We start from the raw sequence: 16457 nt of genomic DNA on the forward strand, positions 1-16457 counted from the left end.
GTCACTAGGACTATAAAGAGAGCGGGCCGTTCGGACAACCCTCGCCGCGCGGCGGCTAGAGCTCGACCTCCGACATCAGCATCCCGACCTCGGTGTTGGACAGCCGGCGCAGCCAGCCCGACTTCTGGTCGCCCAGCGTGATCGGGCCGAAGGCGGTGCGCACCAGCTTGTCGACGGGGAAGCCCGCCTCCGCCAGCATGCGGCGCACGATGTGCTTGCGGCCCTCGTGGAGGGTGACCTCGACCAGGTAGTTCTTGCCGGTCTGCTCCACGACCCGGAAGTGGTCCGCGCGCGCGTACCCGTCCTCCAGCTGGATGCCGTCCTTGAGCCGCTTGCCGAGGTCCCGCGGGATCGGGCCCACGATGTGCGCGAGGTACGTCTTCTTCACGCCGTACCGCGGGTGGGTCAGGCGGTGGGCCAGCTCACCGTGGTTGGTGAGCAGGATGACGCCCTCGGTCTCGGTATCGAGCCGGCCCACGTGGAAGAGACGGGTCTCGCGGTTGGTGACGTAGTCCCCGAGGCACTGGCGGCCCTCCGGGTCCTCCATGGTGGAGACGACCCCGGCGGGCTTGTTCAGCGAGAAGAACTGGTACGACTGCGTGGCGACGGTCAGGCCGTCGACCTTGACCTCGTCCTTCTCCGGGTCGACCCGGCGGCCCTGCTCCAGCACGATCTCGCCGTTGATCTCGACCCGCGCCTGCTCGATCAGCTCCTCGCACGCCCGCCGGGAGCCGTAGCCCGCGCGCGCGAGGACCTTCTGCAGCCGCTCGCCCTCCTGCTCGGCACCGGGGAAGGTCTTGGGGAGCTTGACCTCCTTCTTGCCGGCGTACCGCTCGCGGTTGCGCTCCTCGGCCCGCGTCTCGTACTCGCGCGAGGTGGCCGGCGCCGTGCGCCGCTGCTGCTGGGGCCGCTTGGGACCGCCCTTGGCGCCGCCGCGGGCCGCCCCGCCGCGCCCGGACTTGGGGCCCTCAGGGGAGGCGCCGGGACCGACGTCGTAGCGGCGCTCCTCCGGGCGGGGCTTCTTCGGACGCCCGCCGGGCTTGTCGTCGCGGTTGTTGCCGGCGCCGCGGTGGTTACCGCGGCCACCACCACTCCCGCCGCGGCCGCCGCTGTTGCCACCACGGCTCCCGCCGTTGTTTCCGCTGCTGTTCCTGCCGCTGCTGCTTCGCATCAAAGTTCCGTCTTGTCGTCTGCGTCCTCGGAATCCGGGGCGTCCGGATCGAACGACGGGACCGCTTCCAGCGTCTCGGCCTCGATCGCCGCCGCCTCCGGGAGGAAGGGCGCGAGCTCCGGGAGCTCGTCCAGACCGCGCAGGCCCATCCGCTCCAGGAAGTAGTTCGTCGTCACGTACAGGATCGCACCTGTTTCGGGTTCCGTGCCCGCCTCCCCGACCAGCCCCCGCTGGAGGAGGGTGCGCATCACGCCGTCGCAGTTCACCCCGCGCACCGCGGAGACGCGGCCGCGGCTGACCGGCTGGCGGTAGGCGACGACGGCGAGGGTCTCCAGCGCGGCCTGGGTGAGGCGGGCGTGCTGGCCGTCCAGGACGAAGCCCTCCACGGCCGCGGCGTACTCGGGGCGGGTGTAGAAGCGCCAGCCCCCGGCGATCAGGCGCAGCTCGAAGCCGCGGCCCTGGACGGTGTACTCGTCGGCCAGCTCCCGCAGGGCGTCCGCGACGTGCCGCCGGGGTCGCCGCAGTATCTTCGCCAGCTGCTCCTCGGTCGCGGGCTCGTCGACGACCATGAGGACGGCTTCGAGTGCGGGCTTGAGCTCGAGCGCGGCGACGCCCTCCGGCTCCTCCGCGACCTCCGCGATCTGCTCGCTCACGCCTGCCACTCCTCCTCGGTCCGCTCGGTCTGCTGCGGCTTCTCGGGCTTCTCGGGCTTCTCCGGCTTCTCCGGCTTCTCCGGCTTCTCCGGCTTCTCGGGCTTCTCCGGCTGATCGGGCTGCTCCGGCGGCCGGTCGAACTCGTCGGTGACCACGGGCTCGGTGTCCCCGTCGCCGCCGGTCCAGCGCACCAGCAGGTCGCCGAGCGCGGTCTCCTGGTCCAGCTCGACCGCCTTCTCGCGGTACAGCTCCAGCAGGGCCAGGAAGCGGGCCACGACGGTCAGCGTGTCCGCGGTGTCCTGGACGAGGACGCCGAAGCTCGCCTCGCCCAGCTCCCTGAGCCGGGCCACCACGATGCCGGCCTGCTCCTGCACGCTGACCAGCGGCGCGTGGATGTGCTCGACGTAGACCTGCGGCTTCGGCTTGGGCTGCATGGCCTTCACCGCGAGCCGGGCGAAGCCCTCGGGCCCGATGCTGATGACGACCTCGGGCAGCAGCTCGGCGTGGTGCGGCTCCAGGCCGACGGTACGGGGGTAGCGGCGGGCCTCGGACTCCAGCCGCTCGTTGAAGATCTCCGCGATCTGCTTGTAGGCGCGGTACTGGAGCAGCCGCGCGAAGAGCAGGTCGCGGGCCTCCAGGAGCGCCAGGTCGGCCTCGTCCTCGACCTCGGCGGCCGGCAGCAGGCGGGCGGCCTTCAGGTCGAGCAGGGTGGCCGCGACCACGAGGAACTCGGTGGTCTCGTCGAGGTCCCAGTCGGAACCCATCCCCCGGATGTGCGCCATGAACTCGTCGGTCACCTTGGACAGGGCGACCTCGGTCACGTCCATCTTGTGCCGGGAGATCAGCTGGAGCAGCAGGTCGAACGGCCCCTCGAAGTTGGCGAGCCGGACCTTGAAGACACCGTCACCGTCGCCCTCCGGCCCGGGCCCGGGGCTCACGACCTCCGGCGGGACCTCGGCGGGCGCCTCCTCCGCCAGGAGCGCGACGGGCGGTTCTTCCGCCGGAACCTCGGCGGGCACCTCATCCGCCGGCACCTCGGCGCGCACGTCGTCCACCAGGACCTGGGCGGGTTCCGCCTCCGACGGCGGCTCGGCGCGGGTGTCGCCGGACCCCGTGAGCGGCGGCGCCTGCTCCAGGGTGGCCGGCGCGGGCGATTCCCCGGGGCCTCGGCCCAGCGCGCGCCGACGGCCGGCGCGGGGGCCGGGGCTGGAGGCGTCGTTCGAGGTCATGGCCTCCGCAGGCTACCGCTACCGCCCGCGCAACCGTCGTACGAGGATGCTGGCGTCCCCGCGGGTCTCCAGGTCGGCCAGGACCACGGCGACCGCCTCGCGGACGATGCGGCCGCGGTCGACGGCGAGGCCGTGCTCGCCGCGGAGCACCAGACGGGCGTGCTCCAGGTCCATCAGCTCCTCGGCGGAGACGTACACGGTGATCTTCTCGTCGTGGCGCTCACGGCCGCTGGGGCGGCGTGCGGCGGCCCTGCCGCGCTTGCGGGACTGTGCGGCGGCAGAACCTTCCTGCGCGCCGGCACCCGGCACCGAGGGCCGCGCGGAACGCTCCGCGCCCCGGCTGCGCGACTCCCCCGCCGAGCCCGGTTCCGCGTCCGCCGCCGCGTGCTCGGCGCCCTCGCCGTCGCCGCCCTGCGCGGGCACCGACTGCGGCGCGTCCTCGGCGGCGGCCTGGTCGCTCTCCCCCGCCGGCGCCGGCACACGGGCCTCGCCGTTGGCCGGCCGCCGCGGGGTGGACGCCTGGAGCGCCATCCCCCCTGTCGTACGGAAGAGTTCGTCGGCCCCCGGCAGACTCACTCGGCGTGACACCGGGCGAGCACCTCCCTGGCGAGCTGGCGGTAGGCGGCGGCACCGACGGAGTTGGAGGCGTACGTGGTGATCGGCTCACCGGCGACCGTGGTCTCCGGGAAGCGGACGGTGCGCCCGATGACCGTGTGGTACACGTGGTCGTCGAACGCCTCGACGACGCGCGCGAGGACCTCACGGCTGTGCACCGTGCGCGAGTCGTACATGGTGGCGAGGATGCCGTCGAGCTCCAGGTCCGGGTTGAGCCGCTCCTGGACCTTCTCGATCGTCTCGGTCAGCAGGGCCACACCGCGCAGCGCGAAGAACTCGCACTCCAGCGGCACGATCACCTTGTGCGCGGCGGTCAGCGCGTTGACCGTGAGCAGACCGAGCGAGGGCTGGCAGTCGATCACGATGTAGTCGTAGTCGTCCATCAGCGGCTTCAGGGCCCGCTGCAGCGTGGACTCGCGCGCGACCTCGCTCACCAGCTGCACCTCGGCGGCCGACAGGTCGATGTTGCTGGGCAGCAGGTCCATGTTCGGGACCGCGGTCTTCAGCAGCACCTCGTCGGCCGCCATGCCCCGCTCCATGAGCAGGTTGTAGACGGTGAGGTCGAGCTCCATCGGGTTGACGCCGAGACCGACCGACAGCGCGCCCTGCGGGTCGAAGTCGACGAGCAGCACCCGGCGCCCGTACTCGGCGAGCGCGGCACCCAGGTTGATGGTCGACGTGGTCTTGCCCACGCCGCCCTTCTGGTTGCACATCGCGATGATCTTCGCGGGGCCGTGATCGGTCAGCGGGCCGGGGATCGGGAAGTACGGCAGCGGGCGTCCGGTCGGACCGATGCGCTCACGGCGCTGACGGGCCGCGTCGGGCGCGAGCGTGGCGGCGTACTCGGGATCCGGCTCGTACTCCGCGTCCGGGTCGTAGAAGTGCCCCTCGGGCAGTTCGTCGTAGTCGGCGAAGTGGTTGCGGGGCGCGCCACTTCCGTCGCCGGCCATGGCGTTCACGTGTTGGCCATCCATACTCATGTGTGCTGTCAGAGTTGCCTGCGGACTCTGGTGGGCGGCTGCGAAGGTACGTACGGCGACGGAGCCGACAGCCTCAAGACGCCCGGGGCCGTGGGCCCGTGCAGGCATTCCTGGTTGACCACCCCCGGGAAGAAATGTCGACTCATTCACAAGTCGTCTTACCTCCTTGGTGACCAGGGAACTTCTAGACAGGTCAGCGTGGCACCATGCCGACGTTCGGCGACTCTATGGCGTGTCGGCCGTCCGCAGCAACACAATCCGCCGGACCCGGCCCGATGTGTCGGCAATGAAACATCCCTCTGTCAAGGGCGTACGGCCGTCGCACAGCAGGTTTCACCGGTGCGCGAATCGGTTGAAGCGTTACGTTCGAGGCGAGTTGACCGAGAATCGCAAAGTGACCATACACACACCCGGCCGGACCTTGTCGGGCAAGGTCCGGCCGGGTGCGCGGGGTTGACGACGACTGTTGACGTATCGCCTTTCCCGGGTGATGACTTAGCCGACATACCGGCCACCGGGGCCGGTGCGGGGCGTCAGCCGAGCAGCGAGGCCAGCTCGACGTGCTCCATGCCGTGGGCCTCGGCGACCTCCTTGTAAACGACCTTGCCGTCATGGGTGTTGAGGCCCTTGGCGAGCGCGGGGTCGCGGCGCAGCGCCTCGACCCAGCCGCGGTTGGCCAGCTCCACGATGTACGGCAGCGTGGCGTTGGTCAGCGCGTTGGTGGAGGTGTTGGACACCGCGCCCGGCATGTTGGCCACGCAGTAGAAGATCGAGTTGTGGACCGGGAAGGTCGGCTCGGCGTGCGTGGTGGGACGCGAGTCCTCGAAGCAGCCGCCCTGGTCGATCGCGATGTCGACAAGAACACTTCCCGGCTTCATCCGGGAGACCAGCTCGTTGGTGACCAGCTTCGGGGCCTTGGCGCCCGGGATGAGCACCGCGCCGATGACCAGGTCGGCGTCGACGACGGCCTTCTCCAGCTCGAAGGAGTTGGACATGACGGCCTTGACCTTGGTGCCGAAGATCTTGTCGGCCTCGCGCAGCTTGTTGATGTCGCGGTCGAGCAGGGTCACGTCGAAGCCCATGCCGACGGCGATCTGCGTGGCGTTCCAGCCGGAGACGCCACCGCCGATGACGACGGCCTTGGCGGGGATCACGCCGGGCACGCCGCCGGGCAGCACACCGCGCCCGCCGTTCGAGGCCATCAGGTGGTAGGCGCCGACCTGCGGGGCGAGCCGGCCCGCGACCTCGGACATCGGGGCGAGCAGCGGGAGCCCGCGGCTGGGCAGCTCGACGGTCTCGTAGGCGATCGCGGTGGTGCCGGACTCGACGAGGGCATCCGTGCACGCCTTGGAGGCGGCCAGGTGCAGGTAGGTGAAGAGCGTCTGGTCCTTGCGGAGGCGGTGGTACTCCTCCGCGATCGGCTCCTTGACCTTGAGCACCAGGTCGGCGGTGGCCCAGACCTCGTCGGCGGTGTCCAGTATCCGGGCACCGGCGGCGATGTACTCGGCGTCCGGGATCGAGGAGCCGACGCCGGCCTCGCGCTCGATGACCACCTGGTGGCCGTGGCGCACCAGCTCGTGCACGCCGGCGGGGGTGATGGCCACCCGGAACTCGTTGTTCTTGACCTCGCGGGGGATGCCGACCTTCACGGGGATCACGGTCCTTGGCTCAGAGGATGGGCTATTACAAGGCATACCCGCTCAAGCGCGGGCACACCGGGAGAGACCGCAGGAGAATGTGCGGCAGAGCCAGTCTAATGAAGGTGTTCCCGCTGTCTAGCCTTTCAAAGCATCAATCTTCTGAGGAAGCGCTACGGATTTCGCAGGCATCTTCGGGATCTTCCCTCAGCATGCGGTCCGCGGCACTTCGTTCCAGGCCCGCCGACACGGGGTCACCGAGCCGGTCGAGGGTGTCGGCGAGACGCAGGTGCAGGGCCGCTTGGAGCCGGACGTCCTCGGCCCGGCGGGCCCACTCGACGGCCTCCCGGCAGGTGCGCAGCGACTCCTCGGGGCGTCCGGCGTACTCCTGGACCCGGGCCAGCTCGGACAGCGCCCGCGCCTGCGCGGCCACGTCCCCGGCCTTGCGGTGCCCGGCGACCGCGGCACGCCACGACCGCACCGCCTCCCCGTAGCGGCCCGCGTAGGTGTGGGCGGCGGCGATGCGGCCGTAGATCCGGGCGGCGTCCGCGCGCTCGTCCCGGGCCAGCCGCTGGGCCAGGGCCCGGCCGAACCAGTCGGCGGCCCGGTCGTAGTCCCCGAGCTCCAGGTGGGCGCCGCCGACGGATTCCATCGCGCGGCCGGTGGCGTACGGGTCGTTCGCCTCGCGTCCGGCGTCCAGCGCGGCCCGGTAGCGCACCAGGGCCTCGGCGGTGCGGCCGGTGCGGGCGTCGAGGTCGGCCAGGTTCAGCAGGGCCGCCGCCTTCTCCCGGGGCAGCTCGCGGCGCTCCGCCACGTCGAGCACGAGGCGGTGGATGCCGTACAGGTCGGGGGCCGCGGCCTGAGTGCCGAAGTGCGCCACCATGGCCCACACCAGCTGGGACATCAGCCGGCGGGCCAGGGTGTCCAGCTCGCCGTCGGCGACCGCGAGGCGGGCCGAGGCCAGCAGGGCGGGGCGCCGGGCGCGCAGCCAGTCGGCGGCCGCACGCGGAGTGGGGAAGCGCAGGTCGCGCGGCATGCCCACGAGCTTCTCGCGGGCCTGCGGACTGTCCGTCTCCGTGACCGCCCGGCAGGACTGCAGCAGCCGCACCGTGCGCTCCAGCATCCGGGCCCGGGCCAGCTGCAGCTCGGCCGGCCGGTCGTGGGTGTCGGCGAGGCGGGCCAGCCGGGCGTGCAGGCAGGCGGGGACCTCGTACGCGGGCGGGGTGGAGCCGGCCTCGCGCAGCAGGCCCAGGCCGACGAAGTCGTCCAGGGTGGCGCGGGCACCGCTCACCGAGCAGCCGGCCAGCGCGGAGGCGGTGTGCGGGTCGACCAGGCCCGCCGGGGCGAGGGAGAGCAGCCGCAGCATCCGGGCGGCGGTGCTGGGCAGGGACGCGTAGACGAGCCCGAAGACGCGGCTGAGCGCGGTGCCCTCGTCACCCTCCGCGTGCACGTGCTTGGCCAGGTCGGCGACGGCCGCCTGGGGCCGGGCCGCGAGCCAGCCGCCGGCCAGGGTGAGCGCGGCGGGGTGGGCCTGGCACAGCTCGACCAGCTGCTCGGCGGCCCGGGGGTCGACGGTGACGCGGACCGAGCCGGTGTAGCGGGACAGCAGCTCCATGGCCGACTTGGTGTCGAGGCCGCCCAGCGTGCACGGGCGGACGTCCGCGATGCCGGTCAGGGGCCCCTCGGCGACCACCACGGCCAGGCATTCGGGGGCGTCCGGCAGCAGGGCGTCGACCTGCTCGGCGTCGGCGGCGTCGTCGAGCAGCAGCAGGACCCGGCGGTCGGCCAGGGCGGTGCGCAGGGCCTCGGTGAGGTCGTCCTCGTCGGCGCCGGGCGGGCTGGGCCGGTCCAGTCCCGCGAGGAGTTCGCGGGCGACGCGCGCGACCGGCACGCGGGTGCCGTCCGGTTCGCCGAGCCGGGCGCGCAGCACGCCGTCGGGGTAGTCGGCCGCGACCAGGGCGGCCAGTTCCTCGGCGAGCGCGGTGCGGCCGGAGCCGGGGCGCCCGGCGATGAGCAGCACGCGCGCGCGTGGAGCCTTGCGTCCGGCGAGGGTGTCCAGGCCCGCGCGCTCGATGTCGGCGCGCAGCTCCTTGAGTTCCCGGGTGCGGCCCAGGAACCGACTCTCCTCGACAGGGTCGTCCGACAGCCGTACGCCGTCCGTGTCCACCGCCTGATCCGTCACGGGCCACACTCCCGATCCCACCGCACCGGCGCCCGCCGGAACCCCGGTTCGGGCGTTTCCCGAGCCTAGTTCACGCTCTGCGACGTTCCCGGCGGAGCGCGGCGGGCAGGTCCCTCGATCGGATCAACAGATGGTCACACCGGTGGGGGTGGAAGCGCGTCCCGACGTCATGCGTCAGCGCGTCGGGCGCGTGGAGCGCGTCAGGCCTCGAACGGGCGGGCCGGCCACGGCGCCTCGGCCGGGCGCAGCGTGTCGAAGCCGTCGCCCCGCTCCGCGGCGAGCAGCGAGAGCACGCCCACGACCAGGCAGTTGTTGTGCAGCTCGCCCGCGAGCACGCCGCGCACCAGGTCGGCGACCGGCACCCGGGCCAGCTCCATGTCGGCCTCTTCGTCCTCGACCTCGAAGCGCGCGCCCTCGGCCTCGGACAGGTTCCGGGCGAGGAAGATCCGCACGGCCTCGTCGCAGCCGCCGGGGGTGGTGTAGACGTCGGTCAGCACCCGCCAGTCCTCGGCCTTGACGTGCGCCTCCTCGTACAGCTCCCGCTGGGCGGCGTGCAGCGGGTTCTCCCCGGGGACGTCGAGGAGGCCGGCGGGGATCTCCCACAGCCTCTCGCGCACGGGGTGGCGGTACTGCTTGATGACCAGCACCCGGCCCTCGCCGTCCAGGGCGACGACGGCCACCGAGCCGGGGTGGACCTGGTAGTCGCGGGTCACCACGGACCCGTCGGGCATGACCACGTCGTCCGTGCGGACGGAGGTCTTCTTGCCCCGGAAGGGCGTCGCGGTCCCCCGGACCTCCCACTCCTCGCGGGTGTCCTTGATCGTGCTGCCCGTCATGCCTGACCTGCCCTTTCAGACGTACGCGAAAGCCGGGGCCCGCGCCGTTAAGTGCGCGTGCCCCGGCCACCGTACAACTGGTGTGCTACTTCGATGTCTTCCGCTCGACCGCGGCCTTGACCAGCCCGGCGAAGAGCGGGTGCGGGCGGGTCGGGCGCGAGCGCAGCTCCGGGTGCGCCTGCGTGGCGACCAGGTACGGGTGGACGTCGCGCGGGTACTCGACGTACTCGACGAGCTTGCCGTCCGGGGAGGTGCCCGAGAAGACGATGCCGGCCTTCTTCTCCAGCTCCGCGCGGTAGGCGTTGTTCACCTCGTAGCGGTGGCGGTGCCGCTCCTCGACGTACTCCTTGCCGTCGTAGACCTCGCGCACGAGGGAGCCCTCGGCCAGCTTCGCCGGGTACATGCCGAGCCGCATGGTGCCGCCCATGTCGCCCTCGCCGGCGACGATGTCCAGCTGCTCGGCCATCGTGGAGATGACCGGGTGGCCGGTGGCCGGGTCGAACTCGGTGGAGTTGGCGTCCGCGATGCCGGCCAGGTTGCGCGCGGCCTCGACCACGATGCACTGCAGGCCCAGGCAGAGGCCGAGCAGCGGGACGCGGTTCTCGCGGGCGTACTGGATGGCGCCGACCTTGCCGAGCACACCGCGGTCGCCGAAGCCGCCCGGGATGCAGATCGCGTCGACGTCGCCGAGCTGGGCCGCCGCGCCGGCCGCGGTCTTGCAGTCGTCGGACGTCACCCACTTGATCTTCACGCGGGCCTTGTTGGCGAAGCCGCCGGCGCGCAGCGCCTCGGTGACCGACAGGTAGGCGTCGGGCAGGTCGATGTACTTGCCGACCAGGGCCATCGTGATCTCGTGGTCGGGCTTGTGGACGCGGTCGAGCAGGTCGTCCCAGGTCGTCCAGTCCACGTCGCGGAACGGGAGGTCCAGCTTGCGGACGACGTAGGCGTCCAGGCCCTCGGTGTGGACGACCTTCGGGATGTCGTAGATCGACCGGGCGTCGGGGCACGCCACCACGGCGGCCTCGTCGACGTCGCACATCAGGGAGATCTTGCGCTTGATCGCGGTCGGGACCTCGCGGTCGCAGCGCAGCACGATGGCGTCCGGCTGGATACCGATGTTGCGCAGGGCCGCGACCGAGTGCTGGGTCGGCTTGGTCTTCAGCTCACCCGAAGGGCCGATGTAGGGCAGCAGCGAGATGTGGACCACGAACACGTTGTCCCGGCCGACCTCGTGGCGGACCTGGCGGACGGTCTCCAGGAACGGCAGCGACTCGATGTCGCCGACGGTCCCGCCGACCTCGGTGATCACCACGTCGACCTCGTCCGTCGCCATGCGGCGGATGCGGTGCTTGATCTCGTTGGTGATGTGCGGGATGACCTGCACCGTGTCGCCCAGGTACTCGCCGCGGCGCTCCTTGGCGATCACCGTGTTGTACACCTGGCCGGTGGTGACGTTGGCGGAGCCGTCGAGGTCGCGGTCGAGGAAGCGCTCGTAGTGGCCGATGTCCAGGTCGGTCTCGGCGCCGTCGTTGGTGACGAACACCTCACCGTGCTGGAAGGGGTTCATCGTGCCCGGGTCGACGTTGAGGTACGGGTCGAGCTTCTGCATCACGACGCGCAGGCCACGTGCCTTGAGCAGCATGCCGAGGCTGGAGGCGGTCAGCCCCTTGCCGAGCGAGGAGGCGACACCCCCGGTGACGAAGATGTGCTTGGTCGTCGAAGATTTGGGCGGCATGGCCAAAGGGGGGCTCCCGTGGTCGCGGTCTGGGGTGCGGTGCGTTCGCCCTCCGCCCCGGTCGTGCGGGGTGTCGGCGGCGGCGCCGTCGCTGCGGTTCCGGGGTTTTTCTCCCACCGGTCCACGGGCTACCAGCGTATCAGCGCCTCGGGGCGGCGGCTTCCGGCCACCCTCCGCGCACGCCCGGACACACAGGTGGGAGGGTCACACTTTCCTCACCCGGTGGTCACCCGTTCGGCGGACCCGGGTTGCCCGGAGCGGCACACAGATCATCTACGTGCGTCGTATCCTGCTCGGACGTTCGCTGCCGGGCCGGCCCGGCGACACGGCACCACCCCCGCCGGTCACCAGCCGGAACAACGAGAGCGCGTCAGCTCGTTGAGCGACAATTGTCGTTTGCGGCGCAGGTTTGGCTTCACGGCCGGACGACTGCTTTGCTTCATGGCTCAACGACACATGAACACATCCCTGACCCCACCCCTTGACCGCACTAGCGACCGCCCCATCGCGGGGTGACGTGGCCGTTCGACTGGAGTTGCACGTGGCCGGGCGCATCGAAGACTACGCACTCATCGGAGACATGCAGACCGCCGCACTGGTCTGCCGGGACGGCACAGTCGACTGGCTGTGCCTGCCCCGCTTCGACTCGCATGCCATCTTCGCCGGTCTGCTGGGCACCGGGGAACACGGCTTCTGGCGGATGGGGCCGGCCTACGCCCCCGGCGCCGAGCCGCCGACCGCGGCCCGGCGGACCTACCGCGGCGACTCGCTGATCCTGGAGTCCGAGTGGGACACCGGACGGGGCACCGTCCGGGTGACCGATTTCATGCCGCCGCGCGACGGCGCGCCGCAGCTGATCCGGATCGTGGAGGGCGTCTCCGGCCGGGTGCCGATGCGCTCGGAGCTGCGGATGCGGTTCAGCTACGGCCGGGTCGTCCCGTGGGTGCACAAGCACGAGGGCCGCACGGTGGCGGTCGCGGGACCGGACTCCGTGTGGTTCGACACGGACGTCGAGACCTACGGCAAGGCGCTGACCACGTACGCGGACTTCACGGTCGCGCCGGGTGACCGGATCGCGTTCACCATCTCGTGGGAGCCCTCGCACAAGCAGCCGCCCCCGCTCCCCGAGCCGGAGCAGTCCCTGGAGGCCACCGAGGACTTCTGGCGCGACTGGGTCGAGCACTGCACGTACCACGGCCCCTACCGGGAGGCCGTGGTCCGCTCGCTGATCACGCTGAAGGCCCTGACGTACGCCCCCACCGGCGGGATCGTCGCCGCGCCCACCACCTCCCTCCCGGAGGAGATCGGCGGCGTCCGCAACTGGGACTACCGCTACACCTGGCTGCGCGACGCGGCGATCACCCTGTCCTCACTGCTGCGCACCGGCTACCGCGAGGAGGCCCGCGCCTGGCGCGAGTGGCTGCTGCGCGCGGTGGCCGGCGACCCCGAGAACCTGCAGATCATGTACGGCATCGCCGGTGAGCGGGAGCTGGGCGAGGCGGAGCTGGACTGGCTGCCGGGCTACGAGAACTCCACCCCGGTCCGGGTCGGCAACGGCGCCGCCCACCAGCTCCAGCTGGACGTCTACGGCGAGGTCACCGAGGCCCTGCACCTGGCCCACATGACGGGCCTGGCCCGCAACGACTACGCCTCGGTGCTCCAGCTGAAGCTGATCCGCTACCTGGAGGACCACTGGCAGGAGCCCGATGAGGGCATCTGGGAGGTGCGCGGCCCGCGCCGGCACTTCGTGCACTCGAAGGTGATGGCCTGGGTCGCCGTCGACCGCACGATCAAGCTGATCGAGTCCGGCGACGCCGACGGCCCGCTGGAGCGCTGGAAGCAGCTGCGCGACGACATCCACCGGGACGTGTGCGAGAAGGGCTACGACAAGGAACGCAACACGTTCACGCAGTCCTACGGCTCCCAGGAGCTGGACGCCTCCCTGCTGCTGATCCCGCAGATGGGCTTCCTGCCGCCGGACGACAAGCGGGTCATCGGCACCATCGAGGCCATCCAGCGTGAGCTGTCCACGTCGGACGGGTTCATCCTGCGCTACCCGACGGACGGCAAGGACGAGGGCGTCGACGGCCTGCCGGGCGACGAGGGCGCGTTCCTCGCCTGTTCGTTCTGGATGGCGGACGACCTGGCGATGATCGGCCGGGTGGACGAGGCCCGCAAGCTCTTCGAGAAGCTGCTCTCCCTGCGCAACGACCTCGGCCTGCTGGCCGAGGAGTGGGACCCGCGCCTCCAGCGCCAGGTCGGCAACTTCCCGCAGGCCTTCAGCCACGTGCCGCTGATCGACACGGCGCTGCGGCTGACGGCCAGCGGAGCCTACGGGGGCTAGCGCGGCGTACCGAGGCTCCCGGGCCCGGTCCCTCGCCGTACGCGGTGAGGGACCGGGCCCGGCGGCTCAGCGGGCCGGCGCGGTCCGTGTCCGACCGGTCGGCCGAAGAGCGCGGCCACCGACGCGGCGCCCAGAGGCCGCGCCGGTGTTCGAGGGCCCCGACCCGCGGATGTCCCGGGCGGGCGGCTGCGGGTAGCGTCCGGCTCATGGACAGCGGCAGGAACAGCGCATTCGACACCCAGGGCGCCGGGATCACCGTGCAGCGGGCACTGGAGCTGCCCGGGCTGCGCAGCGGCCTGCCGGAGATCGTGGCGGGCGCCGACCGGCTGCACCGCACCGTGCGCTGGGTGCACGCCGGCGAGGTGCCGAACATCGCCTCGCTCCTCAAGGGCGGCGAGCTGCTGCTGACCACGGGGTACGGCCTGGGGACCCGCCCGGCCGAGCAGCGGGCCTTCGTCCGCACGCTGGCCGAGCGCGGCATCGCGGCCCTCGTCGTCGAACTGGGCCCGCGCTTCGCCCGCCTGCCCTCGGCGCTCGTGGACACCGCCCGGGCGGCGGGGCTGCCGCTGGTGCAGCTGCACCGCGAGGTGCCGTTCGTGACGGTGACCGAGGAGATCCACACCGAGATCGTCAACGGCCACTACGCGCTGCTCCAGCGGGCCGAGGAGGTGCACCGCCGGTGCACCCGGGCCCTGCTGGGCGGTGGCGGGGTCCCCCAGGTGCTCGGCATCCTGGCCGACTTCGGCGACAACCCGGTCTTCCTGGAGACCACCGACGGCCGCCTGCTGTACGCGGCGGGTGCCGGGCCGGAGGGGGCCGATCCGCTCCAGGTGTGGGAAGGGCTGCGCGGCCCGCACAAGGACGCGCCGCCGCCGGCCGGCTCGGTGCTGGTGGACGTGCCCGGCGGCGGTCCGGGCGCCGGGTCGGTGCGGGCGCGGCTGGTGCTGCTGCCGGTGTGCTCGCCGCTGGCGCCGGTGCACCGGATGGCGGCGGAGCGGGCGGCGGGCATCCTCGCCGTGGTGCTGATGCAGGCGCGGCAGGAGGAGGAGCTGGCGGCGCGCGGGCGCGGCGACTTCCTCAGCGACCTCGCGGAGGGCCGCGTCACGGCGGAGGACGCCCCGGCGCAGGCCCGCGTGCTGGGCTTCAAGCCGGGCGACGGTCCGCTGCTGCCGGTGGTGATGCGGCTCGGCGACGCCCTCTCCCCCGCCGGCGGCGGCTGGGCGGTGCTGGCCCGGGCGGTCGCCGAGGAGCTGGCGTCGGTGGGCGTGCCGGTGCTGCTGGGCGTACGTCCGGTCGAGGGGCGGGTGCCGCTGCTGCTCGGCCTGCGGACGGACTCGGAGCGGGCGGCGGTCGCGGACCGGGTGGCGGCGGCGCTGCGGGCGGGTGTGGAGCGGGCCGGGATGCAGCGGCCGGGGGCGCAGCCGCCCGTCGTGGTGGTCGGGGTGGCCGGGAGCTGGGCGGCGGCGTCCGCGGGGCTGCGGCACGCAGCGGAGACGGCGACCGCCGCGCAGGGGCTGACCGACCGGCCCTGGTACGACGCGCGGCGCCTCGACATCGACCTGCTGCTGTGGCGGCTGCGCGACCATCCGGACCTCGCGGCCTTCGTGGACCGGGCGATCGGCCCGCTGCGCGACCACGACGACCGCTCGAAGCCGCCGCTGCTGCCCACGCTCCAGACGTATCTGGCGCACGCGGGCCGCAAGGCGGAGACGGCACGCGAGCTGCACCTGAACCGGCAGACGCTCTACAACCGGCTGGCGCGGATCGGCGAGTTGCTCGGCACGGACCTGGACGACCCGCAGACCGTGCTGGCCCTGAGTCTGGCGCTGCGGGCCCGCAGGCACGTGCCGTGAGCGGAGCTAGAGCAGCGGCGTGGGCTGGGTCAGCTCGTCGTAGACGCTGAGGACCTGGGCGACGGTCTCGTCCTCCGTCGGCCAGGTGGCCGCCTGCCGCACGCCGCGGTCCCGGAGCCGGTCTTGCCGGTCGGGGTCGGCGAGCAGGCGGACGACGCTGTCGGCGAGGGCCGCGGCGTCACCGGCCGGGACCAGTTCGGCGGCGTCGCCGACGAGTTCGGGGATGCCGCCCACGTCGGCGGCGACGAGCGGCACGCACGCGTGCAGCGCCTCCTGGGCGAGCACGGAGCGGCCGGTCTCCCGGCGGGCCGGCAGCAGCGCGAGGTCGGCGGCGGCCAGCAGGTCGGGGACGTCGTCGCGGCGGCCGGCGAGAAGCACGGGCAGCGCCTCGCGCTCGATCCGTCGCTGCAGTTCCCCGCGGAGCGGTCCCTCCCCCGCGACGACGACCAGCGGGGCGGGGTCGAGGCGGCGCCACACGTGCGCGGCGTCGAGCAGGACGTCGTAGCCCCGGTGTTCCTCCAGGGAGCCGACGGCGACCAGCAACGGGCGTTCCACGGCGCCGAGTTCGGCCCGGAGCTTGGGGCGCAGCCGGTCGGGGTCCTCGGGTCCGGCCGGGCGGGCGGTGCGGCCGGGGAGCGCGACGGGGCCGAGCCGGGCGTCGCGCGCGCCGGTCTGCCGCGCGCCGTCGACGAGTTGCGAGGTGGTGCCGAGGACGACGGTGGCGGCCCGCATCACCCGGCGTTCCAGCGCGCGCAGCAGGTGGGCGCGGGCTCCCTCGGCGTGCGCGCGGTCGTGCCAGGTGACGACGAGCGGGGTGCGCACCCGGCGCCCGCTGAGGGCCAGCGCCGCGCGGAAGGAGGCGTGCAGCCCGTGCGCGTGCACGAGGTCGGCGTCCGCGCACGCCGCCCGCAGCGCGGCCACCGAGACGGGGTCGCTGCTGCGCGGCACGTGCACGTGGTCGGCGCCGGTGCCCGTGAAGTCGTAGGTGCACTCGGCCTCGACGGGGGCGCACACCGTGACCTTCACGCCCCTGGCGACGAGCCCCGCGGCCAGCGAGCGCACGTGCGCGCTGCTGCCGGCGTTGCCGCCGCCCAGCACCTGCACGGTGCGCAGCGGCGACTGGCCGTGCGGTGGGTGGCTGCTCACGGGGGTCACCTGGCCCGGGGCTCCTGGTTCGGCGGGGGTGGGACGGGGGTGGAACACGAAGAACGTACAGAACGAT

At 72.7% G+C, this 16457-nt stretch carries 12 protein-coding genes; 2 read left to right on the forward strand and 10 right to left on the reverse strand.

Annotation, left to right across the window (positions count from 1 at the left end; translation table 11 throughout):
* Positions 1-55 precede the first annotated feature (55 nt).
* From IE108_RS22130 to pyrG, 9 genes are all read right to left on the reverse strand, one after another.
* Positions 56-1171: a pseudouridine synthase gene (locus IE108_RS22130; RefSeq protein ID WP_064727143.1), complete on the reverse strand. Its 1116-nt coding sequence runs from the start codon at positions 1169-1171 to the stop codon at positions 56-58.
* On the reverse strand, positions 1171-1740 hold the full coding sequence (gene scpB, locus IE108_RS22135) for an SMC-Scp complex subunit ScpB (protein ID WP_202544563.1): 570 nt from the start codon (positions 1738-1740) through the stop codon (positions 1171-1173). The genes IE108_RS22130 and scpB overlap by 1 nt, the downstream gene beginning before the upstream one ends.
* A gap of 80 nt (positions 1741-1820) precedes the next feature.
* Positions 1821-3053, reverse strand: coding sequence for a segregation and condensation protein A (locus IE108_RS22140; protein WP_079163463.1), 1233 nt, complete (start codon positions 3051-3053; stop codon positions 1821-1823).
* A gap of 18 nt (positions 3054-3071) precedes the next feature.
* Entirely contained in the window at positions 3072-3584 is a 513-nt protein-coding gene (locus IE108_RS22145) for a hypothetical protein (protein ID WP_064727145.1), read from the reverse strand.
* Between the two features lie 41 nt (positions 3585-3625).
* Positions 3626-4756, reverse strand: coding sequence for a ParA family protein (locus tag IE108_RS22150; protein WP_079163465.1), 1131 nt, complete (start codon positions 4754-4756; stop codon positions 3626-3628).
* A 425-nt stretch (positions 4757-5181) separates the two neighbouring features.
* The gene (gene ald / locus IE108_RS22155; RefSeq protein WP_064731689.1) at positions 5182-6297 is read right to left on the reverse strand and encodes an alanine dehydrogenase; all 1116 of its coding nucleotides are present in this window, start codon (positions 6295-6297) and stop codon (positions 5182-5184) included.
* Positions 6298-6439: 142 nt separating this feature from the next.
* Positions 6440-8467 (reverse strand): tetratricopeptide repeat protein, encoded by a 2028-nt coding sequence (locus IE108_RS22160; protein ID WP_064727146.1) that lies wholly within the window; start codon positions 8465-8467, stop codon positions 6440-6442.
* A 200-nt stretch (positions 8468-8667) separates the two neighbouring features.
* On the reverse strand, positions 8668-9303 hold the full coding sequence (locus tag IE108_RS22165) for an NUDIX domain-containing protein (protein WP_064727147.1): 636 nt from the start codon (positions 9301-9303) through the stop codon (positions 8668-8670).
* Positions 9304-9388: 85 nt separating this feature from the next.
* The gene (pyrG, locus tag IE108_RS22170; protein ID WP_064727148.1) at positions 9389-11038 is read right to left on the reverse strand and encodes a CTP synthase; all 1650 of its coding nucleotides are present in this window, start codon (positions 11036-11038) and stop codon (positions 9389-9391) included.
* Positions 11039-11579: 541 nt separating this feature from the next.
* On the opposite strand from pyrG, the gene IE108_RS22175 reads away from it, so the two are divergent.
* Both IE108_RS22175 and IE108_RS22180 read left to right on the forward strand, forming a co-directional pair.
* Entirely contained in the window at positions 11580-13382 is a 1803-nt protein-coding gene (locus tag IE108_RS22175) for a glycoside hydrolase family 15 protein (RefSeq protein ID WP_064727149.1), read from the forward strand.
* A 206-nt stretch (positions 13383-13588) separates the two neighbouring features.
* Positions 13589-15235, forward strand: a complete 1647-nt coding sequence (locus IE108_RS22180) for a PucR family transcriptional regulator (RefSeq protein ID WP_064727150.1) — start codon at positions 13589-13591, stop codon at positions 15233-15235.
* A gap of 6 nt (positions 15236-15241) precedes the next feature.
* Here IE108_RS22180 and IE108_RS22185 read toward each other — a convergent pair whose 3' ends face one another.
* Positions 15242-16390 carry a glycosyltransferase family 4 protein gene (locus tag IE108_RS22185; protein WP_064727151.1) on the reverse strand — a complete coding sequence of 383 codons (1149 nt, stop codon included), beginning with the start codon at positions 16388-16390 and terminating at the stop codon, positions 15242-15244.
* Positions 16391-16457 lie beyond the last annotated feature (67 nt).

The sequence above is a fragment of the Streptomyces parvulus genome, assembly GCF_014648855.1.
GTDB lineage: Bacteria > Actinomycetota > Actinomycetes > Streptomycetales > Streptomycetaceae > Streptomyces > Streptomyces parvulus.

Coding starts and splice junctions, on each gene's coding strand:
- IE108_RS22145 (WP_064727145.1), bottom strand. CDS start 3,584: ATGGCGCTCCAGGCGTCCACCCCGCGGCGGCCGGCCAACGGCGAGGCC.
- IE108_RS22130 (WP_064727143.1), bottom strand. CDS start 1,171: ATGCGAAGCAGCAGCGGCAGGAACAGCAGCGGAAACAACGGCGGGAGC.
- IE108_RS22180 (WP_064727150.1), top strand. CDS start 13,589: ATGGACAGCGGCAGGAACAGCGCATTCGACACCCAGGGCGCCGGGATC.
- IE108_RS22150 (WP_079163465.1), bottom strand. CDS start 4,756: ATGCCTGCACGGGCCCACGGCCCCGGGCGTCTTGAGGCTGTCGGCTCC.
- IE108_RS22140 (WP_079163463.1), bottom strand. CDS start 3,053: ATGACCTCGAACGACGCCTCCAGCCCCGGCCCCCGCGCCGGCCGTCGG.
- pyrG (WP_064727148.1), bottom strand. CDS start 11,038: ATGCCGCCCAAATCTTCGACGACCAAGCACATCTTCGTCACCGGGGGT.
- scpB (WP_202544563.1), bottom strand. CDS start 1,740: ATGGTCGTCGACGAGCCCGCGACCGAGGAGCAGCTGGCGAAGATACTG.
- IE108_RS22165 (WP_064727147.1), bottom strand. CDS start 9,303: ATGACGGGCAGCACGATCAAGGACACCCGCGAGGAGTGGGAGGTCCGG.